Raw genomic sequence first — 26,181 nt, forward strand, 5'->3', positions numbered from 1 at the left:
ATGCGTCCAGCTTCATCTTTCAGTTGCCAGGGCTCCCACGATGCGAACCTCCGCTGTCGCCCGTCTCTCGCGGACGGGCCTGTCTCTTTCCATTTCCACCTTGCTGTTTTCCGGCGCTGCGCTGGCGCAGTCGACCACCACCGATGCCGGCTCTGCCAGCGGCAGCAGCACCGCCACCAGTGCGCCCAAGCAACTCGACCAGGTCGTGGTGCGCGGCGAGTACATTCCCGAACCGATGCTGCAGACCTCGGAGGTGGCATCGTTCGTCACCCGTGAGGACATGGAGCGCACCGGCGACAGCAGCGCGGCGGTAGCGCTGACGCGTGTCACCGGGCTGAGCCTGTCGCGCGGCAAGTATGTGTATGTGCGCGGCCTGGGCGAGCGTTATTCGTCGGCATTGTTCAACGGCTCGCCGTTGCCCAGCCCCGAGCCGATGCAGCGCGTGGTGCCGCTGGATCTGTTCCCCAGCGACGTGCTGGCCAGCGTGACCGTGCAGAAAACCTATTCGGCCGATTATCCGGGCGAATTCGGCGGTGGCGTGATCGATCTGCAGTCGATGGCGGTGCCGGACAAACCGTTCCTGTCGCTGACCGTGGGTGGCGGCGTCAACAGCGTCAGCACCGGCGAAAAAGGCCTGACCTATTACGGCTCCGGCGATGACGAATGGGGCTACGACGACGGCACCCGCAAGCAGCCTGCCGCGTTGCGCGATGCGATCCAGAGCGGCCGGCGCGTGGATCTGGGCAGTTTCTCGCGCGAGGACATCCGCCGTATCGGCCGCAGCTTGAACGACGCCAACCTGTATGTGCTGCAGGAAAAGGACAGCATCGCCCCGGACGTCAATGTCGGCGGCAGTGCCGGTTACAGCATGGACGTGGGCGAGGCCAAGCTGGGCATCATCGCGGTGGCCAGTTACGACAACGAGTGGCGCACGCGCACCGGCAAGCAGCAGGACGGCATCTTTGTCGGCGATACGGTCGAGTTCAATTCCAACTACGACTTCGCCACCACCCGCAACAACGTGCGCACCAACGGCATGCTGGGGCTGGGCTGGGAGTACGGCCGCCACACCATCGGCTGGACCACCTTGTATGTGCACGATGCTTTGAAAGTGGCGCGCAGCCGTGCCGGCCGCGATGAGCTGGCCGGTTTCGATGTGCGTGACGACAACACCGAGTGGTACGAGCGCCAGCTGATCAACAACCAGCTGCGCGGCACGCACGCGTTCGGCGAGTACGACGATCTCAAGATCGAATGGCGCGCAGCGGTGGCCAATGCCAGCCGCGATGTGCCGTACGAAACCGGCATTCGCTACGAGTTGCTCGATGGCTACTGGGCGCATGATGCCTCGCGCGTGCAGAACTACACCCGCTTCAGCAAGGTCGACGACAAGGTGGCCAGCGGCGGGGTGGATGTGACCTGGCGTTTGCCGATCGAGCACGACTTCACCGTCAAGGGCGGTCTGGCCTATCTGGACAACGATCGCAGCGCGTGGAGCCGCGAGTTCCGCTTCCTGGCGCTGGACGGCCCGCTGCCGTTCTACAATCAGTTCCAGCGTGTGGATTACCTGATCTCCGATTACAACCTCAGCAACGATCTGCTGCGCCTGCGCGAGACCACCGGCAGCTTCGGTGCGGCCGCGTACGATGCGACCCTGAAGGTCAAGGCGGCGTATCTGCAGGCCGAGGGCGAGATCGTGCCGACCCTGCGCGCCACCGTCGGTGTGCGCTACGAAGACGCCACCCAGGCGGTGCATCCGTACGACATCTTCACTGGCGTGCGCCAGGACAGCGTGGCACCGCTGGAGAACAGCTACGCGCTGCCATCGGCCACGGTGACCTGGAATTTTGCCGAGAACCAGCAGCTGCGCTTTGGTGCGTCCAAGACCATCGCGCGCCCGCAGTTCCGCGAGATGGCGCCGCAGCAGTATCTGGACCCGGACATCGACCGCCAGTTCTTCGGCAACCCGTTCCTGGTCGATAGCGAGCTGGTCAACCTGGATGCGCGGTACGAGTGGTTCTTCGAGCCGGGCGAGTATTTCACCGTCGGCGCGTTCTACAAGAGCATCGACAAGCCGATCGAAGCCATCGTCAACGATGCGCCCGGCGGCGGCATCGTGCAGAGCTTCATCAATGCGCCCGAGGCCGCCTTGTACGGCATCGAACTGGAGGCCAAGAAATATCTGGACCTGCCGATCGCGGCCGACTGGTGGGGCGACAAGCGGGTGTTCGTGTCCGGCAACTACACGCGCACCAAGTCGGAGGTGAGTGCCAGCGATGGCGACACCGTGCAGCCGTTCGGCTTCACTGCACCCGTGCAGGCGACCTTGTTCATCCGCGATGGCTCGGCCTTGCAGGGGCAATCCGATGACATCGCCAACCTGCAGATCGGTGTGGAAAGCGAGAGCACCCACAGCCAGGCCACCTTGATCGCCAATTATGTCGGTGAGCGGGTGTCCGCGCGTGGCCGGCCGGGGCAACCGGATTACATCGACAAACCCGGCACCTCGCTGGATCTGGTGATCAAGAAGGGCCTGGTATGGTCGGGCAATACGCTGTCGTTGAACTTCGCCGCACGCAACCTGCTCAAGACCAAGTACCAGGAATATCAGAGCCTGGGCAGCAATCGGGTGGACCTGTACGAGTACCAGCCCGGCGTGACGTATGACCTGAGTGTGACAGCGCGCTTCTGATCCGACGCCCGCTGTGCCTCGCATGGCGGGCGTTTGCATCTGGGTCCGTGTCGCCGTGTGTCGGCCTGTGTCATCACTTTCTTCGAACTGACACATTGCTGCCGCATTCTGTCATCCGACCGCAATCCTGAGACGGATGTCCGCTTTGCAGCGCGCTTTGCCCTCCTTGAAACCCCTGATGTCGGCGCGCGGCCGCAGCGCACTGGCCTGCGTGCTGCTGGCCTTGCTCGCGTTGCAGTGCGCGCGCGTGATGTGGTTGGTGATCGCCCCGATCGGGCCGTTGGGCACCACTCAGGTCGCCACGCCTGCACAGGCTGAATTGCCGGCACTGCGCCGCGATGTGTTCTATCGCAGCGTTGCGGAGGCGAATAGCGACGGCATCGTGTTGCATGGCGTACGCGCGGGTGGCGCGCAAGCGGCTGCGTTCCTGAGCAGCGGCGACGGCAGGCAGGGGGCGTATCGCATCGGCGATGGCGTGGTGCCTGGCGTGACGGTGCAGGCGATCGCGAGCGATCACGTGCTGCTGCGTACCGGTAGCGGCGTGCGACGTCTGGCCTTGGTGGAATCCACCGCGTCTGCGGCAGCTACATCGCCGGCAACGGCCGCGCCCGCAGCAGCGGGCGGCGCACCTGCGGTGACGTCGAATGTCGGCACTGCGGCTGGCACGGCCACGGCGGCGGCCGTCGATCCGCAACAACTGCTCACCACCGCCGGGCTGCGTGCAAGCGAAGACGGCAGCGGCTTCACCGTGATGCCGCGCGGCGATGGTGCGCTGCTGCGCCAGGCCGGCCTGGCGCCGGGCGATGTGCTCACCCAACTCAATGGCCGCACGCTCGATGCCGAACACCTGCGCGAGCTGCAGGACGAACTGCGCGATGGCCAGGCGGCCACGCTGACCTACCGCCGCGACGGCCAGACCCACACCATGACCTTGAAGCACCCGCAATGACTGCTGCCCGCCCCAGATGGCTGTTTTCGGCCACGTTGTTGCTCGCCCTGCCGGCGGTGCCGATGCTGTCGCTGCATGCCGCCGATGCGCCGGCCGTGCGCCTGCAGGATGTGGACCTGCGCGCCTTCATCCAGGATGTGTCGCGTGCTACCGGCATCACCTTCATCGTGGACACGCGCGTGCAGGGCACGGTCAACGTGGCGCGTGCGCAGGCGATGTCGGAACAGGATCTGCTCGGCATGCTGCTGGCGGTCTTGCGTGCCAATGGCTTGATCGCGGTGTCCAGCGGGCCGTCGACCTACCGCATCATTCCCGACGATACCGCTGCACAGCAGCCGGCCAGCGCCGCCAACGGCAACCTGGGATTTGCCACGCAGGTGTTCACCCTGCAACGTGTGGACGCGCGCAGCGCCGCGGAGATCCTCAAGCCCTTGATCGGGCGCGGCGGCGTGATCATGGCGATGCCGCAGGGCAACAGCCTGTTGATTGCCGACTATGCCGACAACCTGCGCCGGGTGCGCGGCCTGGTCGCGCAGATCGACACCGATCGCGCGGCGATCGACACGGTGAGCTTGCGCAATAGCTCCGCGCAGGAACTGGCGCGCACGCTGACCTCGCTGTTCGGGCAGGGGGGCGAGCGCAGCAACGTGCTGTCGGTGCTGCCGGTGGAAAGCAGCAATTCGCTGATCGTGCGCGGCGACCCGGCGCTGGTGCAGCGGGTGGTGCGCACCGCGGTGGATCTGGACGGGCGTGCCGAACGTCGCGGCGATGTCAGCGTGGTGCGGCTGCAGCACGCCAGCGCCGAGCAATTGCTGCCGGTGTTGCAGCAGCTGGTCGGGCAGACGCCGGGCAACGAGGCACAGCCCGGGCAGGACACGCGCTCCAGCGCGGTGGATGTGGCCGCCGGCGCTACGGGCGCTGCACAGACGCAGGTGATCACACCGGCCGCCGGCAAGCGCCCGGTGATCGTGCGCTACCCCGGCTCCAACGCCTTGATCATCAATGCCGACCCGGAAACCCAGCGTGCCTTGATGGATGTGATCCGTCAGCTGGACGTGCATCGCGAGCAGGTGCTGGTCGAAGCGATCGTGGTGGAAATCTCCGACACCGCCGCCAAGCGTCTGGGCGTGCAGCTGTTGTTGGCCGGGCGCAATGGCACGGTGCCGTTGATCGTCACGCAGTACAGCGGCGCCTCGCCGGGCATCGTGCCATTGGCCGCAGCGGCGGCCGGCACGCGCAGCAACAACGGCGACGACGATTCGGTGCTGGAACAGGCGCGCAATGTGGCCGCGCAATCGCTGCTGGGCCTGAGCGGCGGCCTGATCGGGCTGGCCGGCCAGAGCAACGATGCGGTGTTCGGCATGATCATCGATGCGGTCAAGAGCGACACCGGCTCCAACCTGTTGTCGACCCCGTCGATCATGACCCTGGACAACGAGCAGGCGCGCATCCTGGTCGGGCAGGAAGTGCCGATCACCACCGGTGAAGTGCTGGGCGCGGCCAACGACAACCCGTTCCGCACCATCCAGCGCCAGGACGTGGGCGTGGAGCTGGAAGTGCGCCCGCAGATCAATACCGCCGGCGGCATCACCCTGGCGATCAAGCAGGAAGTCTCGGCGATTGCCGGGCCGGTCAGCGCGCAGTCGTCGGAGCTGGTGTTCAACAAGCGCCAGATCGAAACCCGCGTGGTGGTGGAAAACGGCGCCATCGTCGCGCTCGGCGGCCTGCTCGACCAGAACGACCGGCAGACCGTGGAGAAGGTGCCGCTGCTGGGCGATGTACCCGGGCTGGGCGCGCTGTTCCGGCACAAGTCGCGCAATCGCGACAAGACCAATCTGATGGTGTTCATCCGCCCGACCATCATCCGCGACGCGGCCGATGCGCAGCGCATGACCGCGCCGCGCTACACCTATTTGCGCGATCGCCAGTTGGCCGATGGCGACCCGGAAGCCGCGCTCGATGCGTTGGTGCGCGACTACCTGCGCGCGCAGCCGCCGCAGCTGCCGGCCGCCCCATCGTCGGCCGTGCCGGCACCGGCAACAACGCCGGCGCCTGGCGCGCGTCCCGCGCAGCGCTGATGCCATGAACACCGCGCGCGTCAGCATTTCCTACGCGTTTGCCAAGCGCCACGGCGTGGTGCTGCTGGGCAGCGACAGCGTCGCGCAGATCGGCCTGCGCGAAGGCGGCGACGTGCAGGCGCTGATCGAGCTGCGGCGTGCGCTGGGCATGCCGTTGCAGGTGCGCAAGCTGGCGCCGTCGGTGTTCGACCGGCATGTGTCGGAGATCTACGCCGATGCCGGCATGGAGCAGGGCGTGCAGGTCGAGGCGTTGGACCTGCACGGCAGCCTGGATTCGTTGATCGACGACATCCCTACCGCCGATCTGCTCGACAGCCAGGACGATGCGCCGATCATCCGCCTGATCAACGGCATCATCGCCGAGGCCGCGCGCCTGGGGGCCTCGGACGTACATCTGGAATCCTACGAATCGCGGCTGCGCGTACGCCTGCGCGTGGATGGGGTGATGCGCGAGGCGGCCACCTTGCCCGGACGCATCGCGCCGTTGCTGGTGTCGCGGGTCAAGGTGATGGCGCGGCTGGATATCGCCGAAAAACGCATCCCGCAGGATGGCCGCGTGTCGCTGGTGATGGGCGCCAAGGCGCTGGACGTGCGCGTGTCCACGCTGCCGACGCGCAGCAGCGAGCGGGTGGTGCTGCGCATCCTGGACAAGGAGCAGGGCACCTTGTCGCTGGCCCAGTTGGGCATGCCACCAGCGGTGATGCACACCGTGCAGCGCGCCCTGCAGGTGCCCAACGGCATCGTGCTGGTGACCGGGCCGACCGGCTCGGGCAAGACCACCACGCTGTATGCGGCGCTGAGCCTGCTCAACGATGGCTCGCGCAACATCCTCACGGTGGAGGACCCGGTGGAATACGCCATCGACGGCGTCGGCCAGACCCAGGTCAATGCACGTGTCGGCATGACCTTCGCGGCCGGCTTGCGCGCCATCCTGCGCCAGGATCCGGACGTGGTGATGATCGGCGAAATCCGCGACGCCGAGACCGCGCAGATCGCCGTGCAGGCCAGCCTCACCGGCCACCTGGTGCTGTCCACCGTGCACACCAACGATGCGGTGGGCGCAGTCACGCGGCTGCGCGACATGGGCATCGAACCGTTCCTGCTCGCGTCGAGCCTGCGGCTGATTCTGGCGCAGCGCCTGGTCCGTCGCCTGTGCACGCAGTGCCGCGCACCGCGCCCGCTGGATGCCAGCACGCGGCAGATGTTGCAGGCGCCCGACGATGCAACCATCTACGCCGCCGTGGGCTGCGCGGCCTGCCGCCACAGCGGTTATGCCGGGCGCGTGGGCATCTACGAAGCCATCGCGGTGGACGATGCGATGCGCCGCCTGATCGGCGACAACGCCGACGAGGATGCCCTGGCTGCAGCGGCCTTCGCACGCGCAGCGCGCCTGAGCGATGCCGCGCGCGCCGCTGTGCTGCAAGGCCTCACCACGCTGGAAGAAGCGCTGCGGGTGACCCGCCAGCAGGACGATGCGCATGCCGCGGTTTGACTACACCGTGCTCGACCTGCATGGGCACAGCCGTCAGGGCGTGATCAGCGCGGACACGGTACAGGCTGCGCGTGCGCAACTGGAGCAGCGGCAGTGGGTGCCGGTACGCGTGGAGGCGGCGGTGGCGGCCAGCAGCGTGCGTCCGGCGCGTTTCAGTGGCAAGGATCTGGTGCTGTTCACCCGGCAACTCGCCACGCTGGTGGAAACCGCGCCGCTGGAAGAAGCGCTGCGCACCATCGGCACGCAATCCGAACGGCGCGGCGTGCGCCGGGTCACCGGCCAGACGCACGGGCTGGTGGTCGAGGGCTTCCGCCTGTCCGATGCGATGGCGCGCCAGGGCACTGCGTTTCCGCCGCTGTACCGCGCGATGGTGGCCGCAGGCGAGAGTGCCGGGGCGCTGCCGCAGGTGCTGGAGCGCCTGGCCGACCTGCTGGAGCGGCAGGCGCAGGTGCGCAGCAAGCTGCAGTCTGCGTTGGTGTATCCGGCGGCCTTGGCCCTGACTGCCGGTGCGGTGGTCATCGTGCTGATGACCTTCGTGGTGCCCAAGGTGGTGGACCAGTTCGATTCGATGGGCCGCGCGTTGCCATGGCTGACGCGCGCGGTGATCGGCGTGTCGAATTTCCTGCTGCATGCAGGCATTCCGTTGCTGGTGGCACTGGTCATTGCGGTGATCGCAGCGCTGCGCCTGCTCAAGCGCCCGGAGGTACGCCTGGCGGCCGACCGTGCGGTGCTGCGCGCGCCCTTGCTCGGCCGGTTGATCCGCGACCTGCACGCCGCACGCATGGCGCGCACGCTGGCGATCATGGTCAACAGCGGGCTGCCGCTGATGGAAGGGTTGATGATCGCCGCGCGCACCGTCGACAACCGCGCCTTGCGGCTGGCCACCGACAACATGGTCACGGCAATCCGCGAGGGCGGCAGCCTGGCCGCGGCGATGAAGCGCGCCGGCGTGTTTCCACCGACGCTGCTGTACATGGCCTCCAGCGGCGAAAACAGCGGGCGCCTGGCGCCGATGCTGGAGCGCGCCGCCGATTATCTGGAGCGCGAGTTCGAGTCGTTCACCACCGCGGCGATGAGCCTGCTGGAGCCGGCCATCATCGTGCTGCTCGGCGGGGTGGTGGCGGTGATCGTGCTGTCGATCCTGCTGCCCATCCTGCAATTCAACACCCTCGCGCTTGGTTGAGCGCGGCCGCCTATCCCTGGAGATCCTCATGCAGTCCATCCGTCACCGCCAACGTTCTTGCTCGCTGTCCTCGCAAGCGCGAATGCGCGGCTTCACCCTGGTCGAGTTGATGGTGGTCATCGTCATCATCGGCCTGCTGGCCACGGTGGTGATGATCAACGTGATGCCCAGCCAGGACCGCGCCATGGTCGAGAAGGCGCGTGCCGACGTGGCGGTGCTGGAGCAGGCGCTGGAGACCTATCGCCTGGACAACCTCAGCTACCCGAGCACCGAACAGGGCCTGCAGGCCTTGCTCAATGCGCCGAGCGGATTGACCCGGCCCGAGCGCTATCGCCAGGGCGGCTACATCCGCCGCCTGCCGGAAGATCCGTGGGGCCATGCGTATCAATACCGCCGCCCGGGCCGCAGTGGTGGCTTCGACGTCTACTCGTTCGGTGCCGATGGTGCCGAAGGCGGCGACGCCGACAATGCCGATATCGGCAACTGGCGCTGAGTCGCAACAGTGCTCGCGCAAACGGCCATGGCAAGGCAAGCACGGGCATGTGCGTCGCGAGCGCAGGCGCGCGGCTTCACCCTGCTCGAACTGCTCGCCGTCCTGGTGATCACCGCACTGGCCAGTACGCTGGTGGTGCTGACCTTGCCGGATACGCGGCGCGACCTGCACGACCAGGCCGATGCATTGGCCAGTGCCTTGCTGCATGCACGCGACGAAGCCATCCTGAGCCTGCGCATGGTCGAGGTGACCGTGGATGCAGGTGGCTACAGGTTCCGCCGCCAGGCGCAGCAACGCTGGGTGCCGCTGGATGAAAAACCGTTCGCCGCGATGCGCTGGCCTGCCGGCGTGCAGACGCAGTTTCCGGTGGGCGGGACGCAGTTGAGCGTGCGCTTCGATCCCACCGGTGCGGCCACGCCGCAACGCATCGCGCTGGCCGACGGCCAGCGGCAGCTGCAGGTGGTGGTGGACGCCGCCGGCGTGGTACGGGTCGATGCGCCCCTGCAGTAATCCCCATGCCTGCGCCGGGTTTTCGCTGCTCGAACTGATGGTCGCGCTGGCGATCTTCGGCATGGCCGTGGTTGGCCTGCTGAACCTGTCCGGCGAAAGTACGCGTACCGCGGTGGTGCTGGAAGAGCGCGCCCTGGCTGCGGTGGTTGCGGAGAATCAGGCGATCGACGCGATGCTGGCGCCCACCGCCGCAGCAGTGGCGCCGGCGAACGGGCAGGAAATGCTGGGCGGACGCAGCTGGGACTGGCGGCGTACGTCGATGCCAGCCGGCAGTACCGGCATCGTGCGCATCCAGGTGCAGGTGCGCGCCGCAGCGCAGGCGCAGGAAATCGCCAGCCTCAGCGTCTTGCGGAGCGCCGAATGATGCGTGCACCTCGCAGCGCAGCGGGCAGTTGTGGCAGCGCAGGCTTTACCTTGATCGAACTGCTGGTCGCGCTGGCGGTGTTCGCGCTGGTGGCGGTCGCCGCGGTGGTGGTGATGCGCCAGAGCATCGACCAGCGCGATGCGGTGCGTGCACGTTTGCAGCAGGTCCGCGAGTTCCAGCTTGCACATGGCCTGTTGCGCAGCGACCTGCAGCAGGCCGCAGTGCGGCGCACGCGCAACAGCGAGGGCGGCGCTGCACGCACCGCGTTCGTCGCCAGCCCACCCGGTGTGCCGGGGCCGCTGTTCGGTTTTGTGCGACGCGGCTGGAGCAATCCGGATCAGGCGCCGCGTGCGTCGCTGCAATACGTGGAATACCGCGTGGTCGATGGACGCCTGGAGCGCAGTGCACGCCCCGCACTCGACGGTGCAGTCGCCGGTCCGCCGCAGGTGGTGTTGCGTGGGGTGCGCTCGGCGGTGGTCGGGTTCCATTATCGCGCGCAGTGGAGCGATGGTTGGAGCGGCGGGCTCGACGCGTTGCCGGATGCGATCTCGCTGGAGCTGGACCTGGAGCAATGGGGCCGCGTGCGCCAGTTGTTCCTGCTGCCGGAGGGGCGCGGATGAAGGCCTTGAACGCACGCAGGCAGCAACGCGGCGTCGCACTGCTGACGGTGCTGTTGCTGGTGGCGGTGATGACATTGCTGATGGTCGCAGTGCTGGACGATCTGCGCTTTGGCCTGCGCCGCAGCGGCAACGGCGAGGCGATGACGCAGGCGCAGTGGTATGCGTTGGGCACCGAAACCATCGCCCGGCAACGCCTGCAGGCACTGGCCAGGCGCGACCCGATGCGCACCACGCTGGAGGGTGGCTGGAACGATCAACCGGTGACCTTCCCGCTGGACGACGGCGCAGTGAGCGTGCGGCTGCGCGACCGCGGCGGCTGCTTCAATCTCAACAGCGTGGTCGCCGGTGCGCCCGAGCAATGGCAGCGCAGCGACGACGGCGCAGCGCAGTACCGCGCCTTGCTGGAGGTGCTGGGCATTGCACCGCAACAGGCGCAGGCGCTGACCGATGCGCTGGTGGACTGGATCGACAGCGATAGCCAGCCCGGTGCGCAGGGCGCCGAAGACGATCGCTACCTGCAATCGGCAGTGCCGTTGCGCAGCGGGGCGACCCTGCTGGCGGGCGTCAGCGAGCTGCGTGCCATCGCCGGCTACACGTCGCAGGTGATCGCGCAGCTGCGGCCGCACGTGTGCGCACTGCCGGAGGCGCGGCTGTCGCCGGTCAACATCAATACGTTGCGTCTGCAGGATGCGCCGGTGCTGGTGGCGCTGACCGAAGGCGCTTTGGAATTGCCGGCTGCGCGCCGCGTCATCGCCGCGCGGCCGGCCGGAGGATGGCGCGACGTCAAAACTTTCCTGAGCCTGCCTGCGCTGATCCAGGCCGAGCTTTCCAATGCAGCGCTGGAACAGATCGAATTACGCACCCGTTATTTTTCCCTCTACAGCCAGGTCGACCATGCCGGCGCGCAGGTCGTGCTGGACGCCTTGCTGCAGCAGGATCCTGCCGGGCGCGTGCGGCTGGTGGCGCGCCAATGGAGTTCCGACGAATGAGTACCACCTTGCTGTTGCTGCCCGCCGATGCCACCGCGCACGCGATCGTCGTGCGTGTGGACGCGCATGGCCAGGTGCTGTCGCAGCGCGTGGCCAGCGCGCCGTATGAACCGTCCGCACGCAGCGTGCTGGTGGTGCCGGGCGTGGATGTGCATCTGCGCTGGCTGAGCCTGCCCGGCCGCAGCATCGCGCAGTCGGTCGCGGCCGCGCGCCTGCAACTGGCCGAACATCTGGCTGTGGAGACGCCGGCGCTGCATGTGGTGATCGCCGATCGCAGCGAGGCCGATGGCACGCGCCTGGTGGCTGCGGTGGATGGCGCAACGATGCAGCAGTGGTTGGCGCGCGCAACGCAGCTGGGCGTCGTCCCCGATGCGGTGGTGCCCGATTGCCTGTTGCTGGAGCCCGGCGCGGACGCTGCGGCGGCAGTGGTGGACTGGGACGGTCGCTGGCTGATCCGTGGCGCAAGCCTGGCCTGCAGCCTGGAGCCGGAGGCCGCGCGCATGCTGCTGGGCGCGCGCGCGCCGGCACAGCCGCCAGCGCAGGACACCGCGCACGCCATTGCCTGCCTTGCGCAAGGCGCCACGCGCGCACCGATCAACCTGCTGCAACACGTGTTCGCTGCGCGGCCGGCCGCGCAGCGCACGGTCACTACGCGCCGTCTTGCGGCGCTGGCCGCGCTGGTGCTGCTGTCGCCGCTGGTGCTGGTGCTGGCGCAGACACTGCGCTACGAAATCGGCGCGCGCCTGCTGCAATCGCGAGCCGCCGCGCAGTTGGGCGTGCGCGATGCAGCGGCGGTGCCGGCCGCGCTGCAGGCACGCCGGCATACCGGTGCAGCGGCCGATCGCCTGGCCATGCAGCTCGGCGACTTGTTCGCAGCGGTCGATGCCATGCCGGCGGCGGAACTGGATCAGATCGACTATCACGCCACACAGCCGCTGCGCGGCACCCTGCTGCACGCCGATGGCGCCAGCCTGCAACAGCTGTCCACGCGGCTGGCCGGGCAGGGGTGGCAACTGCAGCCCGGCAGCAGCCAGGGCGAGGACGATCGCCTGCGGACGCCGTTCGTGCTGGAGCCATTGCGATGACTGCACCTGTACAACGCGGCATGCAGTGGTGGCAGACGCGTGCGCCGCGCGAGCGGCTGATGCTGGGCGTGATGTGCGCCGCCGTGGCCGCGTTCGTCGCCTGGTATGCGCTCTACACCCCGTTGCGGCACTGGCGTGCCCAGGCGCAGGCGCGCTATGCCGCTGCGGCGCAGCTGGTGCTGGATGCATCTGCGCAGGCATCGGCGAGCAGGCGTACCGCTGCACCTGGTACGGCGGCACTGAACGAGCTCATCGCAAGCAGCGCACGCGATGCCGGCATCGGCATCACCGCCCAGCAGCGCAACGCAGCGGGCGGGGTGGACGTGCAGATCGATGCGGTCAGCGCCGCCAGCTTGTTCGGCTGGCTGGAGCGGCTGCGCCAGGCGCATGGCCTGGCGCCGACGCAGCTGAGCATCGTGCGCGACCAGGGCCAACTGCGGGTACGCTGCGGGTTTGCGGAGCCTGCACCGTGACGCGCCTGCGTTGGACCCTGGTCTTCCTGTTGATGGTGGGCGTTGCGCTGCTGGCATGGCTGCCCTTGCGCCTGGTGTTGCCACGCGAGGGGCTGCCGTTCTCGGCGCTGGACGTGGAGGGGCCGGTATGGGCCGGCACCTTGCGGCAGGTGCAATGGCAAGGCATCGCCTTCGGCGATGTCATGGTGCGGCCGCGCATCTGGCCGCTGTTGCGTGGACAGCGCCAGGTGCACCTGCAGGCCCCGCAGCTGCAACTGCTGCTGGTGGATGGCGCGCAACACGGTATCGGCGATGCGCAGGGCCAGCTGCTGTTGCGCCAGCCGGCGGGCATGGCCTTGATCGATCTGGCGGTGGAGCTGCAGCAGGTGGATCTGCTGTTCGATGCCACCGGTTGCGTGCAGGCAGGTGGCCGGGTCGGCCTGCAACTGCTGGCGAGCGGGGCGGGCGAGCTGCCCGGTCTACCGCCGTTGCGCTTGTCCGGGCAGCCGCGGTGCGTGGATGACAGCGCCGTGCTGAGTCTGCTACCCGATGCACCGTTGCCTGCCGGCGTGCAGGCCGATGCACAGCTGCAAGTGTGGCGCGATGGGCGTTGGCAATTGCAGTCACGCATCGATCCGGGGCAGGACGCAGTGTTGGGCGTGGGCCTGCAGTTGCTGGGCTTTGCCGCCACCCCGGAGCGCAGCTTGTTGCGCATCGACCAGGGGCAATTGCGCTAGAACGCTGTTGCGCGCCACGCGGCGAGAAAATCTGTCGCCTGCACCATTAGCGTGCACGCCCGGTGGCTGAGGTCTTCATCGCGGCCGCTGCGAAGGCACAGTTGATTGATCCGTTGACAACGTTGTCGGCGTAGGACCCTGCGTAGTCATTGCGCCAGTTGCTGGGTTGCTCCGATAAGGCAGAAGTGCTGCTTCCGATACACGGGAGCGTGCGGTAATGGACTGTGATGCAGCCCGCAATGCGTGCGCTGCGGTATGCACATTCCAGACCCGCTGGAATTGGTCTGGTCGCCGGGGATTGGTCAGTGACTGGTCCTGTGACAACGATGCCCGCTACGCACCCGAATGATCCTTTGTGCACCGTCGAAGGTCTTGAAAAACAGGGCTTGGGCGCGTTCGCAGCCGCCGGTCAAACACTTTCGGCAGTGACTGTTGACAGGATCTTTTAAAGACCATAAGAATCAAATCCACTGAATTGGTATTTGCCAGTCAGGGCCGTTGATCAGCAATGGCATGCGATGTCCGTCCTGGGAGGGAGGCGGCATCGGCACCCACGGGGGGCTGTACGGGGTGCTCGCAGACAACAGATCGCAGGCGGTTCCGCACGTCCGGAACTGGTGGCCTATGCGCGTGTGGGTGGGTTGCCCAGCGTCGTGATCTGTCTTTGCTGATCGATCGGAATGCCAGCCGCGTCGTCGTCCAGCCATTCCACCTCAGGATCTCCCATGTCACCTGTCCCGCGTGCCTCGTTGCGTTGTTGTTCGCCCTCCTCGCTGTCCGTCGCCATCGCGCTGTCGCTGCTTGCCTGCGGTGCCAGTGCGCAGACGCAGCAATCGCCGCCGCCGGCATCGGCGCAGATCTCCCAGCTCGACACCGTCAATGTCACCAGCTCCTACCAGAAGAGCCTGATCACCGCGATGGACAACAAGCGCGACGACGTGCGCATGACCGATGGCATCTCCGCACAGGACATCGGCAAGTTTCCTGCCGAGAACATCGCCGAAGCGATCCAGCGCATCCCCGGCGTGCAGATCTCCACCATCAACGGGCGCGGCTCCACCATCAGCGTGCGTGGTCTGGGTCCGCAGTACTCGGCCACCACCATCAACGGCCAGGTGATCAAGAGCGCCGACTTCACCGATGGGTTCCGCTACGACATCATCCAGCCGGAAGTGGCCGCCGGGATCGAGGTGATCAAGTCGCCGTCGGCGGACATGGATGCCGGTGGCCTGTCCGGCACGGTCAACATCAATACCACCAAACCGCTGGACTACCAGCAGACCAAGCTGCTGTTCTCGGCCAAGACCCAATATGCGGAGTTCGCCGGTGGCTCGCCCACGCCCAAGGGCGTGCTGACCTATATCGACCAGTTCAAGTTCGGTGGCGGCGATCTGGGCGTGTTCCTCAGTGCCGGCTACCAGAAGCTCAAGGACCGCGCCGATTATCTGTGGATCGACCGCTGGTACACGCAGGACACCGACGCCGGCACCTTGTACATCCCGCGTCGCCCGCGCTATCGCTCGATCGAGCGCGAGACCACGCGCAAGATGTTCAATGGCGGCCTGCAGTGGAAGCCCAACGACCAGCTGGAGATGAACCTCACTGCGCTGTATTCGCAGGACAAGACCGCCAACGACATGAACCAGCTGGTGTACTCGTTCGAGCGCACTCCGCTGACGGTGCTGCAGACCAACGGGTTGACCGCCACGCAGGTGTCGGCATCGGACTACTGGCTGGAGAACAACCGCCAGATCGAACAACACGATCTGTCCACACAGTTGCTCACCTACGACTTCAAATGGAAGGGCGATGCCTGGACGCTCAGTGGCGCGGCCAATTACACGCAGGGCAAGACCGACGAGAACGAACGCGCCGCGATCCTGGGCCGGATCCCCTCGGCGACGCTGCTGGATACCTCCAATCCCGACGCGATCTCGCTGACCACCGATGCCGACGCCACCGATGCCAGCGCCTGGGACAAGCGCAATCTGGTGCGTAGCGAGTACCCCAACGGTTCCATCCAGTCGCTCAGCAACAAGGAATGGTCGCTGCAGCTGGATGCCGAACGGTATCTGGAACTGGGTGCATTGAATGCGGTGCGCTTCGGTGCCAAATACCGCCGCGAAACCTTCGAGCGCGACGTGCGCCGGCGCGACTTTCTGTATCTGCTCAGGACCGGTGCGGTGTCGGGCTTCGACATGTTCCCGGAGCTGTCGGCCGCCAACAGCACGGTGAGCAACTTCCTCGACGGGCAGCTGGCCTCGCAGGACAGCTGGGTCACCCCGGACATCGCCGCCTACGCACGCTCGCTGGCGGCCGCCGGCATCAGCGTGCCGGTGCTGTTCGCACCGCAGAGCAGCTACAGCATCGAGAACGACATTTCCTCGGCCTATGCGATGGCGCGCATCGATACCGACATCGGCAGCATGCGCCTGCGCGGCAACCTCGGCCTGCGCTACGAAAACACCAAGCGCACCACCGACACCTACCTGACCCAGGCGCAGGCCGCCAGCGACGATGCCAATGTGGTGATCGGCACCGCGCGTGCGCCGTACGAGTATTCCAACTGGTTGCCCAGCCTGAATCTGGTGCTGGACATGCGCGACGACCTGCTGCTGCGCTTTGCCGCCGCCAAGGTGCTGGTGCGGCCGATCCTGGACAGCAACACCGCCATCGCCTCGACCATCTCCACCGGCACCAATACCGGCGGCACCACCACCTATGTCGTCACCCAGGGCCAGACCGATCTGAAGGCACTGACCGCCGACCAGGCCGACCTGAGCCTGGAGTGGTACTACGGCAACGGTGGCGCGCTGACCGTGGCCGGCTTCTGGAAGAACATCAAGAACGGCACCTTCAACAGCATCGTCTGCCCGGCCGCCTTCAACGGCACCGCGCTGTCCAGCAATGCGGCCGGCGACTGCGTGGACAGCGGCGGCGATATCTACGAGATCACCGCCACCACCAACGACCCGAGCAAGGTCAAGATCCGCGGTTACGAACTGGGCTGGACGCAATCGCTGGATGCCTGGCTGCCGATCGACGGCTTCGGGGTGACCACCAACTTCACCCGGGTGATTCCGCAGCGCGATACCGATTTCCAGATCCGCAACCTGTCCGAGCAGACCTGGAACGCCACCGCGTACTGGGAGAGCGCGCATTATTCGGCGCGCGTTTCGCTCAACCATCGCAGCGAGTACGAACAGGACAGCAGCGACAGCTTCTTCGCGCGCGAAGGCCACACCATGAAGGCGCGCACCCAACTGGATGCGGTGCTCGGCTACCAGGTCAACGACAGGCTGAGCTTCCAGCTCGGTGGCTTGAATCTCACCAACCGCACCGAGGAGGCCTACAAGGACATCGCCAGCCGCTGGCAGATGACCGGCGTCACCGGCCGCAGCTACTACCTGTCGATGCAGTGGGACATGCTGTGATGCCGGGCCAGCGAGCACTGCGCCGGCAGGCACCGCTGCGGGTGGCAGCCAGCAGCGCAGGCAGCGCCGCAGGCATGATGGATGCATGCCCTGCAGTGGCTGCGCGCGTGGATGCGCGGCATGCGTCACGGAGCGCGCCTGCGGTGCAGGCTGGCGGGCGCCATCATGCGCAGGCGTGAGTTCCTTGCCGGCAGCGTCTGCGCCTCGTCGCTGCTTGGCGTGCCGGCGCTGCTGCCGGGCGCGGCGAACGCTGTAGCGACGCGCGCGGGCAGTGGCGGCACGCCGCGTCCCGCGCCACCGCCAGCGGGCACCGATGGCGCAGGCCAGTGGCTGGACCTGGACGAGGGCTGGCGCTTCCACGCGGGCGATCTACCGTTCCCGCGCCTGCTTGCGCAGGACGAAACCTACGACAACGCCAAGGCCGGCCGCGCCTGGGGTGCGGCGGCGCCGGACTACGACGACACCGGCTGGCGACAGCTGCAACTGCCGCACGACTTCGTGGTGGAGCAGGCGGTGCGCGCCGACGCCAACATCGCGCAGGGCTATCGCCCGCGCGGCATTGCCTGGTACCGGCGCACGCTGCGGCTGGACGAGTCCGTGCGCGGCCAGGCGGTGGAACTGCGCCTGGACGGCATCGCCAGCCATGCCACCGTGTGGGTCAACGGCATGCTGATGGCGCGCAGCTGGAGCGGCTACAACGGGCTGGTCATCGATCTCACGCCGGTCGCGCGCTACGGCAATGCCGTGAACAGCATCGCCATCCGCGTCGATGCCGAGGCGATGGACGGCTGGTGGTACGAAGGCGGCGGCATCTACCGGCACACTTGGCTGGTGCTGCGTGCGCCCTTGCATATCGCCGGCGATGGCCTGGCGGCGGTGCCGCGCGAAGGCCCGGGCGATCTCTGGCAGCTGCCGGTGCAACTGGACCTGGTCAACAGCGGCGAACAGCCTGCCGAGGCGTGGGTGGATGTGGCGCTGCGCGACCCAGACGGTGCTGTCGTGGCGAGTGGCGAGACGCAACTGCGCGTGGCTGCATTCGGTACCGTGCAGGCGGCCATCAGCATGTCGGTGCCGCAACCGCAGCGCTGGAGCGTAGACACGCCGGCGCTGTACCGCGTGCACGCCAGCGTGCGTGGCGCGGACGGCCGCAGCGACCGTGCCGAGTGCGAGATCGGCTTTCGCAGCCTGCGCTTCGATGCCGACCACGGCTTCTTCCTCAATGGCCGCCCGCTTAAGATCAAGGGCGTATGCCTGCATCAGGACCATGCCGGCGTCGGTGTAGCGCTTCCCGATGCCTTGCACGCGTTCCGCCTGCAGCGCTTGAAGTCGATGGGCTGCAATGCCATCCGCCTGCATCACGCGGTGGCACCGGAACTGCTGCAGGCCTGCGACCGGCTCGGCATGCTGGTGATGGCCGAGAACAGGCTATTCAATCCCGCACCCGAGTATGTGGCGCTGCTGCAGAACATGGTGCGGCGCCAGCGCAACCATCCCAGCGTGTTCCTGTGGTCGTTGCTCAACGAGGAGCCGCTGCAGGGCACCGCCACCGGTTACGCGATCATGGCGCGCGCCGCCAGCGCCGTGCGCGCGCTCGACGACAGCCGCCCGATCACCGCCGGCATGAACGACGGCATGTTCGCCACCCGTGGCGCGGCCGATGTGGTGGACGTGCTCGGCTTCAACTACCGCCAGTTCAACTACGACCGCGTGCATGCGGCGCGGCCGCGCACGCCGATGCTGTCCAGCGAGGACACCAGCGCGTTCCAGACCCGCGGCGCGTGGTTCACCGACCTGGACGCGCACGTGGTGGCCGAAGACGACAGCCTGGCCGCGGACTGGGGCAATACCCACCGCCGTGCCTGGCAGCTGATTGCCGAACGCCCGTTCGTCGCCGGCAGCTTCGTGTGGACCGGCTTCGATTATCGCGGCGAACCCACGCCGTTCGAATGGCCGTCGGTGGGCGCGTTCTTCGGCATCATGGATCAATGCGGATTTGCCAAGGGGGCGTACTGGTTGCGCCGCGCATTGTGGATCGACGACGCGCCGGTGCTGCACCTGTTGCCGCACTGGAACTGGCCCGGCCGCGAGGGCCGGCCGATCAAGGTGATGGCGTTCTGCAATGCCATGCAGGTGGAGCTGTGGCTCAATGGCCGCTCGCTGGGCAAACAGGCGGTGGATCGCGCGCAGATGAATCAGTGGCAGGTGGACTATGCGCCGGGTGTGCTCGAAGCGGTGGCCTGGCGCGACGGCCGCGAGGTGGCGCGTACGCGGGTGGAAACCACCGGCGCAGCGGTTGCGCTGCGGCTCACGCCCGACCGCCCCCAGCTGCGCGGCGATGGCCGCGATGCGCAGCCGGTGACCCTGGAAGCGGTGGATGCGCAAGGTCGCCACGTGCCCGATTGCAATGCAATGCTGACGCTGCAGATCAGCGGTGGCCGCTTGCTGGGGGTTGGCAATGGCGACCCGAATGCACACGCCGCCGATCAGGGCATGCAAGTGGCCCTGTTCAACGGGCTGGCGCAGGCGATCGTGCAGGCCGGGCGTGGCGCAGGCGTATTACGGCTGCAGGCGCGCAGCGCAGGCGTGCGCGATGCGGTGGTCGAGATCGCGTGCGTGACGGTGCCGCTGCCAGCCACGGTGCCGATCGTGGCACCGGTGATGGTGGTCGAAAGCTGGCGCCACACCGCCGCCTTCGCGCAGCCGCCGGCGCCGGATCTCTCGCGCCGCCCCAACGACAACAACAGCTGGAGCAACACGTTGCCCGGCACCCTGGAAACCGCGCCCGAACGCGCCGGCTACGTGTTGTACCGTACCCGGTTCACGCCATGGCAGGGCGTGCAGGCCCACGGCGGCATGCTCGACCTGGGCCGCCTCAGCGGGCCGGCGCAGGTGTTTCTGGATGGCCGTGCAGTGACGCAGGCGGCGGCCGGCACACCGATCAAGTTGGCGCTTGCACCCGCGACCGGCGCGCGCACGCTGGCGGTGATCCTGCAGGTCGCTGCGGATCAACCGTTTGGATTCCACGACGTCGTCACCGTGCAGTATCGGAACTCGCCATGATTACCTCATCGTTTTTCCCGGCCGCGCCCGCGCGGCTGTTCGCCGGTACAGTGCTGGGCGCCTTGCTCGCCATTCCCCTCACCGTGCTGGCCACACCACCCGCACAGGCGGTACTGCAACGCCTGATCGGCGCACGCGCCGCCCAGTTCGAGATGCGCGTGGCGCCGCGCGGCGACGGCGCGGACTGGTATCGCATCGATGCCGGCGGCGACACGGTGCACATTGCCGGCTCCTCGCAGGTGGCCTTGGCGCGTGGCGCCTACGCCTATCTGGGCCAGGTCGGTGCGGCCTCGATGAGCTGGGAAGGCGACCGCGTGGCGCTGCCGGCGCAATGGCCGGCCTACAGCAGCGGCCAGGTGCGCACGCCGTTTGCCCATCGCGCCTATCTCAACACCTGCACCTACGGCTACACCACGCCGTTCTGGGACTGGCCGCGCTGGCAGCGCGAGATCGACTGGATGGCGCTGCACGGCATCGACATGCCGCTGGCGATGGAAGGACAGGAGGCGATCTGGCAGGCGCTGTGGCGTGAGTTCGGCGTGGGCGATGACGCGCTGGCGGAGTATTTCTCCGGCCCCGCCTTCACCCCGTGGCAGCGCATGGGCAATATCGAAGGCTATCGCGCACCGTTGCCGCAGCAATGGATCGACAGCAAGCGCGTGCTGCAGACGCAGATCCTCAGCCGCATGCGCGAGCTGGGCATGCAGCCGGTGCTGCCGGCGTTTGCCGGCTACGTGCCCAAGGCATTCGCGCAGGCGCATCCCAACGCGCGCATCTACCGCATGCGCGCCTGGGAAGGTTTCCACGAAACCTACTGGCTGGATCCGCGCGATCCATTGTTCGCCCAGGTCGCGCGCCGGTTCCTGGAGCTGTACACGCAGGCCTACGGTGCAGGCGAGTTCTATCTGGCCGACGCCTTCAACGAGATGCTGCCGCCGGTGGCCGACGACGGCAGCGACGTGGCCGCCGCCAAGTACGGCGACAGCATCGCCAACTCCGATGCCGCACGTGCCAAGGCCGTGCCGGCGGCGCAACGCGACGCACGCCTGGCCGAGTACGGGCAGGCCTTGTATCGCTCCATCGCGCAGGTCAATCCGCAGGCCACCTGGGTGATGCAGGGCTGGCTGTTCGGTGCCGACCGCGAGTTCTGGCAACCGCAGGCGATCGCTGCGTTTCTCGGCAAGGTACCCGACGCGCGCTTGATGGTGCTGGACATCGGCAACGACCGCTATCCCGGCACCTGGAAGGCAGCGCAGGCCTTCGACAACAAGCAGTGGATCTATGGCTACGTGCACAACTACGGCGCCAGCAACCCGTTGTACGGCGACTTCGCGTTTTATCGACACGATCTGCAGGCCCTGCTGGCTGATCCGGACAAACGCAATCTGCGCGGCTTTGGTGTGTTTCCGGAAGGGCTGCACAGCAACTCGGTGGTCTACGACTATCTCTACGCGCTGGCCTGGGAGGGCCCGCAGCAATCCTGGTCGCAATGGCTCACGCAATACACCCGCGCGCGCTACGGCCGCAGCGATGCGGCCTTGCTGCAGGCCTGGTCGGATCTGGAAGCGGGCATCTACCAGACCCGCTACTGGTCGCCGCGCTGGTGGAACAAGCGCGCCGGTGCGTATCTGCTGTTCAAGCGGCCAACCGCCGACATCGTCGGCTTCGACGACCGCCCCGGCGATCCGCAACGCCTGCGCCGCGCCATCGACGCGTTGCTGCAGCAGGCCGACCACTATGCCGACGCACCGCTGTACCGCTACGACCTGATCGAAGACGCACGGCATTACCTGAGCCTGCACGCCGACCGTCAATTGCAGGCGGTGGTACAGGCCTACGACGCCGGCGACTTTGCGCGCGGCGATGCGCTGCTGGCGCGCACCACGCAACTGGTGCAGGGGCTGGATGCACTGGTCGGCGGCCAGCACGAAACCCTGGCCGACTGGACTGGCCAGGCCGCCGCAGCCGCCGGCAACGATGCCGCACTGCGGCGTACCTATGTCGGCAATGCACGTGCGCAGGTCAGCATCTGGGGCGGCGACGGCAATCTGGCCGATTACGCGTCCAAGGCATGGCAGGGCATGTACGCGGATTTCTATCTGCAGCGCTGGACGCGCTTTCTTGGCGCATACCGCGCCGCACGCAAGGCGGGCACGCCGTTCGACGCAGCGGCAGTCAACGCGCAGCTTGCCGCGTGGGAGCGCCAATGGGCCGCGCAGGACGAAGTGCCGAAGCGACAGCCACCCCGCGACCCACTGACCTTGCTGCGCAGCTTGCTGGCGCAGGTGGACGCGCCTGATGGCTTGCAAAGCGCCATGCAACGCAATGTGCAAGGCAGTAGGCGCGATGCGATGCAAGGCGTTGCCCAAGGCGACGTGCACGGCATGGCGCACGGTGCCATTCGCGGCCACGCAAGGTACTGCCCAATGAGCAGATGCATATCGCACATCGTGGCCCGACATGAGCGCTTCCGTACCGAAGCAGCGACACTCGCCACGGGCAGCACGTCTGCAGGCCGCCTTCCCCTGCAGTCGCTGGGCAAGGAACTGCAATGAGCGCACAAACACTCCCTGCTGCAGCTGGTGCCGCAACCGCAGCACCCAGGCGCGAACGCTTCCTGTCGCTGGACGTGTTCCGCGGCCTGACCATCTTCCTGATGATCCTGGTCAACACCGCCGGGCCCGGCGCGCAGCCATATGCGCAGCTGACCCACGCGGCCTGGTTCGGCTTCACGCTTGCCGATCTGGTGTTTCCCTCGTTCCTGTTCGCCGTCGGCAGCGCGATGAGTTTTGCGCTGGCCACCGGCACGCCGCACCGGCAGTTCCTCGCCCGCGTGAGCAAGCGCGCCGCGCTGATCGTGATGTGCGGCGTGCTGATGTACTGGTTTCCGTTCTTCCACCCGCAGCCCGATGGTGGATGGGCGTTCACTGCGGTCGATCAACTCCGCCTGACCGGCGTGCTGCAGCGGATCGGCCTGTGCTATCTGCTTGCGGCGCTGCTGGTGCGCTATCTGCCGCCACGCGCTATCGCGCCGGTTTGCGTCGCGCTGCTGCTGGGCTACTGGGCATTGCTGTACGTCTTCGGCCAGCCCGGTGCGGAGCTGAGCAAGACCGGCAACGCCGGCACCCGGCTGGACCTGTGGCTGTACGGGCATGCGCATCTGTATCGCAAGGATGGCGGCTTCGACCCCGAGGGCCTGCTTGGCACGCTATCGGCCACGGTCAACGTGCTGGCCGGCTATCTGGGCGGGCGCTTCCTGCAGCGGCACGGCAAGACCGGTGCCGCCACGCGCAGCCTGTTGCTGGCGGGCGCGGGGCTGGTGCTGCTGGCACTGCTCTGGCACCCGGCCTGGCCGCTGTCGAAGAAGCTCTGGAGCGGGTCGTTCGTCGCCTGCACGGTAGGCCTGGATCTGCTGGCGCTGGGCGTCCTGGTCTACCTGCTGGAGTTGCGCGGCTGGAGCGGCGGCAGCGGCTTCTTCACCGTGCTGGGGCGCAACCCGCTGGCGATCTACCTGTTCTCCGAACTGTTCGTGGTGGTGCTGCGGCTGATTCCGGCCGGCAGCTCCGGGCTGGACCTGTACGCCTGGGCCGGCATCCGCGTGTTCCAGACCATCGCGCCGGGCCCGCTCGGGTCGCTGCTGTGCGCGATGAGCTACACGCTGCTGTGTTGGTGCGTGGGCTGGTGGATGGATCGGCGGCGCTGGTATCTGCGGCTGTGATTGCCCGACCCGGCAATCGGTAACGCAGCCCCGGCGCGCGGACGGTGCCGCACCGGCCTGGTCATCGGCATGCATCCCGCCCTTGAGCAGCGCGGTGGACACCTGCGTCAGCCAGGCTTGTCATCGCTCCCGACGATCCACAGCCGCTAATGCGCTGCAGACAAATTGGTACTATATTGGACCTAACGAATCCAAGTCGGTCCGGAGGACAGGCAATGGCCAAACCGAAAACCGAAGCCAGGACGGACACCGACCCCCGGATGGACGCGCTGACGCTGGACGCCTCCGCGCCGACGCCGCTGTATCTGCAACTGGCGAGCAAGCTTGACGAGCAGATCCGCGGCGCGCAGTGGAAGGCCGGCGAAGCGCTGCCGGCCGAGCGCCAGCTGTGCGAGCGGCTGCAGATCTCGCGGGTGACCCTGCGCCAGGCCGTGGACGTGCTGGTCGAACAGGGTTTGGTCTCGCGCCGGCAGGGCGCCGGCACCTTCGTCACCACGCAGATCCAGCACCAGCTCAGCGGCCTGACCAGTTTCAGCGAGACGCTGCGCATCAAGGGCTACGAGCCCGGCACGCGCTGGCTGGAGCGGCGGCTGCGCCCGGCGCATGGCGAAGAGATCCTGCGGCTGGGCCTGTCGCCGGATGCGGCGGTGGCCTCGCTGACCCGCCTGCGCAGCGCCGACGACCGGGTCATGGCCTACGAGCATGCGGTGTTGCCGCAGCGCATCGTCGCCGACCCGCAGCAGATCGGCGATTCGCTCTACAGCTACCTGGACGCGCAGGGCACCCCGGTGGTGCGCGCGCTGCAGTACTTCCGCGCGATCAATCTGCCCGCGCGGCTGGCCGAACACCTGCGCATGAAGACCGGCGAGGCGATCCTGCATGTGGTGCGCGTGGGCTATGCGCGCGACGGCAGCGCGATCGAATTGACCGACACCTATTGCCACAACGATTTCTACGATTTCGTCGCCGAACTGCGTCGCTGATCCAGCGCGGCGCCCCCCAACCGACAACTCAAGAGCCAGCCGATCCATGACTACCGCCAGGCCCGCAAATCCCGTTGTCTCGATCGCCATCGTCGGCGTGCTGTTCTTCATCATCGGCTTCTTCACCTGGATCAACGGGCCGCTGATCACCTTCGTGCGGCTGGCGTTCGACCTCAACGAGGTCAATGCCTTCCTGGTGCTGATGGTGTTCTACCTGTCGTACTTCTTCCTGGCGCTGCCGGCGTCGTGGATCCTCAAGCGCACCGGCATGAAGAAGGGACTGGCGCTGAGCCTGGTGGTGATGGCGGTGGGCGCGGCCGGCTTCGGTCAGTTCGCCACCCAGCGCTGGTATCCGGGCGCCTTGGGCGGCCTGTTCGTGATCGGCAGCGGCCTGGCGCTGCTGCAGACCGCGATCAACCCGTACATCAGCATCCTCGGGCCGATCGAGAGCGCGGCGCGGCGGATCGCGCTGATGGGCATCTGCAACAAGATCGCCGGCATCCTGGCGCCGATCCTGATCGGCTCGCTGGTGTTGCACGGCATCGGCGATCTGTCCGCGCAGGTGGCCAGCGCCGATGCGGCGACCAAGCAGCAGTTGCTCACGGCCTTCGCTGCCAAGATCCACGCGCCGTATCTGGTGATGTCCGGCGTGCTGCTGTTGCTGGCGATCGGCGTGCTGTTCTCGCCGCTGCCGGAGCTGCGGGCCTCCGAGGCCAATGCCACGCCCGGCAGCGCGGTTGGCGTGCAGAAGTCCAGCATCTTCCAGTTTCCGCACCTGTGGCTGGGCGTGTTGTGCCTGTTCGTCTACGTGGGCGTGGAAGTAATGGCCGGCGATGCGATCGGCACCTACGGCCACGGCTTCAATCTGCCGCTGGACAGCACCAAGATCTTCACCTCCTACACGCTGGGCGCGATGCTGGTTGGCTACATCGTCGGCCTGGCGTTGATTCCGGGCGTGATCTCGCAGGCGCGCTACCTGAGCGTGTCGGCGGTGCTGGGCGTGCTGTTTTCGCTGGGCGCGCTGCTGACCCACGGCTATGTGTCGGTGGGCTTCGTGGCCGCGCTCGGTTTTGCCAACGCGATGATGTGGCCGGCGATCTTTCCGCTGGCCATTCGCGGGCTCGGCCGCTTCACCGAGATCGGGTCGGCCTTGCTGGTCATGGGCATTGCCGGCGGCGCGATCATTCCGCAGCTGTTCGCCATTCTCAAACAGCACTACGACTTCCAGGTCGTGTTCGCTGCGCTGATGGTGCCGTGCTATCTCTACATCCTGTTCTATTCGCTGCGCGGTTACCGTGTGGGCCTGCCGGCCCAGGCCAAGTAACCAGGCAGCATGATGCGT

The 26,181-nt window shown here is 67.3% G+C and carries 19 protein-coding genes; all 19 read left to right on the plus strand.

The genetic code is table 11. The features are described 5' to 3' along the window. Positions 1-40 precede the first annotated feature (40 nt). A complete protein-coding gene (locus tag AC1PLS_RS03760) occupies positions 41-2,692 on the plus strand; it encodes a TonB-dependent receptor domain-containing protein (protein ID WP_481104223.1) in 2,652 nt (883 codons plus the stop codon). A 136-nt stretch (positions 2,693-2,828) separates the two neighbouring features. Next, positions 2,829-3,641: a type II secretion system protein N gene (locus AC1PLS_RS03765; RefSeq protein WP_481104224.1), complete on the plus strand. Its 813-nt coding sequence runs from the start codon at positions 2,829-2,831 to the stop codon at positions 3,639-3,641. Next, positions 3,638-5,719, plus strand: a complete 2,082-nt coding sequence (gspD, locus tag AC1PLS_RS03770) for a type II secretion system secretin GspD (protein ID WP_481104225.1) — start codon at positions 3,638-3,640, stop codon at positions 5,717-5,719. Before AC1PLS_RS03765 ends, gspD begins: the two co-directional genes overlap by 4 nt. Positions 5,720-5,723: 4 nt before the next feature. Continuing rightward, positions 5,724-7,211 (plus strand): type II secretion system ATPase GspE, encoded by a 1,488-nt coding sequence (gspE, locus tag AC1PLS_RS03775; protein WP_481104226.1) that lies wholly within the window; start codon positions 5,724-5,726, stop codon positions 7,209-7,211. Beyond that, the gene (gene gspF, locus AC1PLS_RS03780; RefSeq protein WP_104609293.1) at positions 7,198-8,394 is read left to right on the plus strand and encodes a type II secretion system inner membrane protein GspF; all 1,197 of its coding nucleotides are present in this window, start codon (positions 7,198-7,200) and stop codon (positions 8,392-8,394) included. The genes gspE and gspF overlap by 14 nt, the downstream gene beginning before the upstream one ends. Positions 8,395-8,422: 28 nt before the next feature. Continuing rightward, complete coding sequence (gene gspG, locus AC1PLS_RS03785; RefSeq protein WP_104609279.1) at positions 8,423-8,887, plus strand: type II secretion system major pseudopilin GspG; 465 nt, start codon at positions 8,423-8,425, stop codon at positions 8,885-8,887. A 27-nt stretch (positions 8,888-8,914) separates the two neighbouring features. Further along, positions 8,915-9,397 carry a GspH/FimT family pseudopilin gene (locus tag AC1PLS_RS03790; protein ID WP_481104227.1) on the plus strand — a complete coding sequence of 161 codons (483 nt, stop codon included), beginning with the start codon at positions 8,915-8,917 and terminating at the stop codon, positions 9,395-9,397. Next, positions 9,381-9,761, plus strand: a complete 381-nt coding sequence (gene gspI, locus AC1PLS_RS03795; protein WP_065032091.1) for a type II secretion system minor pseudopilin GspI — start codon at positions 9,381-9,383, stop codon at positions 9,759-9,761. Before AC1PLS_RS03790 ends, gspI begins: the two co-directional genes overlap by 17 nt. Then, entirely contained in the window at positions 9,758-10,381 is a 624-nt protein-coding gene (gene gspJ / locus AC1PLS_RS03800) for a type II secretion system minor pseudopilin GspJ (protein WP_104609280.1), read from the plus strand. The genes gspI and gspJ overlap by 4 nt, the downstream gene beginning before the upstream one ends. Then, positions 10,378-11,370, plus strand: coding sequence for a type II secretion system minor pseudopilin GspK (gene gspK, locus AC1PLS_RS03805; RefSeq protein WP_481104228.1), 993 nt, complete (start codon positions 10,378-10,380; stop codon positions 11,368-11,370). Before gspJ ends, gspK begins: the two co-directional genes overlap by 4 nt. Beyond that, a complete protein-coding gene (gspL, locus tag AC1PLS_RS03810) occupies positions 11,367-12,455 on the plus strand; it encodes a type II secretion system protein GspL (RefSeq protein ID WP_184432137.1) in 1,089 nt (362 codons plus the stop codon). The genes gspK and gspL overlap by 4 nt, the downstream gene beginning before the upstream one ends. Further along, positions 12,452-12,928: a type II secretion system protein GspM gene (gspM, locus tag AC1PLS_RS03815; RefSeq protein WP_184432135.1), complete on the plus strand. Its 477-nt coding sequence runs from the start codon at positions 12,452-12,454 to the stop codon at positions 12,926-12,928. The genes gspL and gspM overlap by 4 nt, the downstream gene beginning before the upstream one ends. A 32-nt stretch (positions 12,929-12,960) precedes the next feature. Continuing rightward, positions 12,961-13,644: a type II secretion system protein N gene (gspN, locus tag AC1PLS_RS03820; protein ID WP_102255680.1), complete on the plus strand. Its 684-nt coding sequence runs from the start codon at positions 12,961-12,963 to the stop codon at positions 13,642-13,644. 725 nt (positions 13,645-14,369) lie between these two features. After that, positions 14,370-17,078 (plus strand): TonB-dependent receptor, encoded by a 2,709-nt coding sequence (locus AC1PLS_RS03825; RefSeq protein WP_184432133.1) that lies wholly within the window; start codon positions 14,370-14,372, stop codon positions 17,076-17,078. A 165-nt stretch (positions 17,079-17,243) separates the two neighbouring features. Then, positions 17,244-20,138, plus strand: a complete 2,895-nt coding sequence (gene galA / locus AC1PLS_RS03830; protein WP_184432131.1) for a beta-galactosidase GalA — start codon at positions 17,244-17,246, stop codon at positions 20,136-20,138. After that, entirely contained in the window at positions 20,135-22,693 is a 2,559-nt protein-coding gene (locus tag AC1PLS_RS03835) for an alpha-N-acetylglucosaminidase (RefSeq protein WP_481104229.1), read from the plus strand. The genes galA and AC1PLS_RS03835 overlap by 4 nt, the downstream gene beginning before the upstream one ends. Beyond that, positions 22,690-23,856, plus strand: a complete 1,167-nt coding sequence (locus AC1PLS_RS03840) for an acyltransferase family protein (RefSeq protein WP_184432129.1) — start codon at positions 22,690-22,692, stop codon at positions 23,854-23,856. The genes AC1PLS_RS03835 and AC1PLS_RS03840 overlap by 4 nt, the downstream gene beginning before the upstream one ends. Before the next feature lie 260 nt (positions 23,857-24,116). Continuing rightward, the gene (locus AC1PLS_RS03845) at positions 24,117-24,839 is read left to right on the plus strand and encodes a GntR family transcriptional regulator (protein ID WP_016900882.1); all 723 of its coding nucleotides are present in this window, start codon (positions 24,117-24,119) and stop codon (positions 24,837-24,839) included. Between the two features lie 46 nt (positions 24,840-24,885). Then, a complete protein-coding gene (locus AC1PLS_RS03850; protein WP_024940299.1) occupies positions 24,886-26,163 on the plus strand; it encodes a sugar MFS transporter in 1,278 nt (425 codons plus the stop codon). The last annotated feature ends 18 nt before the right edge of the window (positions 26,164-26,181 follow it).

The sequence above is a fragment of the Xanthomonas sp. NCPPB 3218 genome (genome assembly GCF_056725185.1).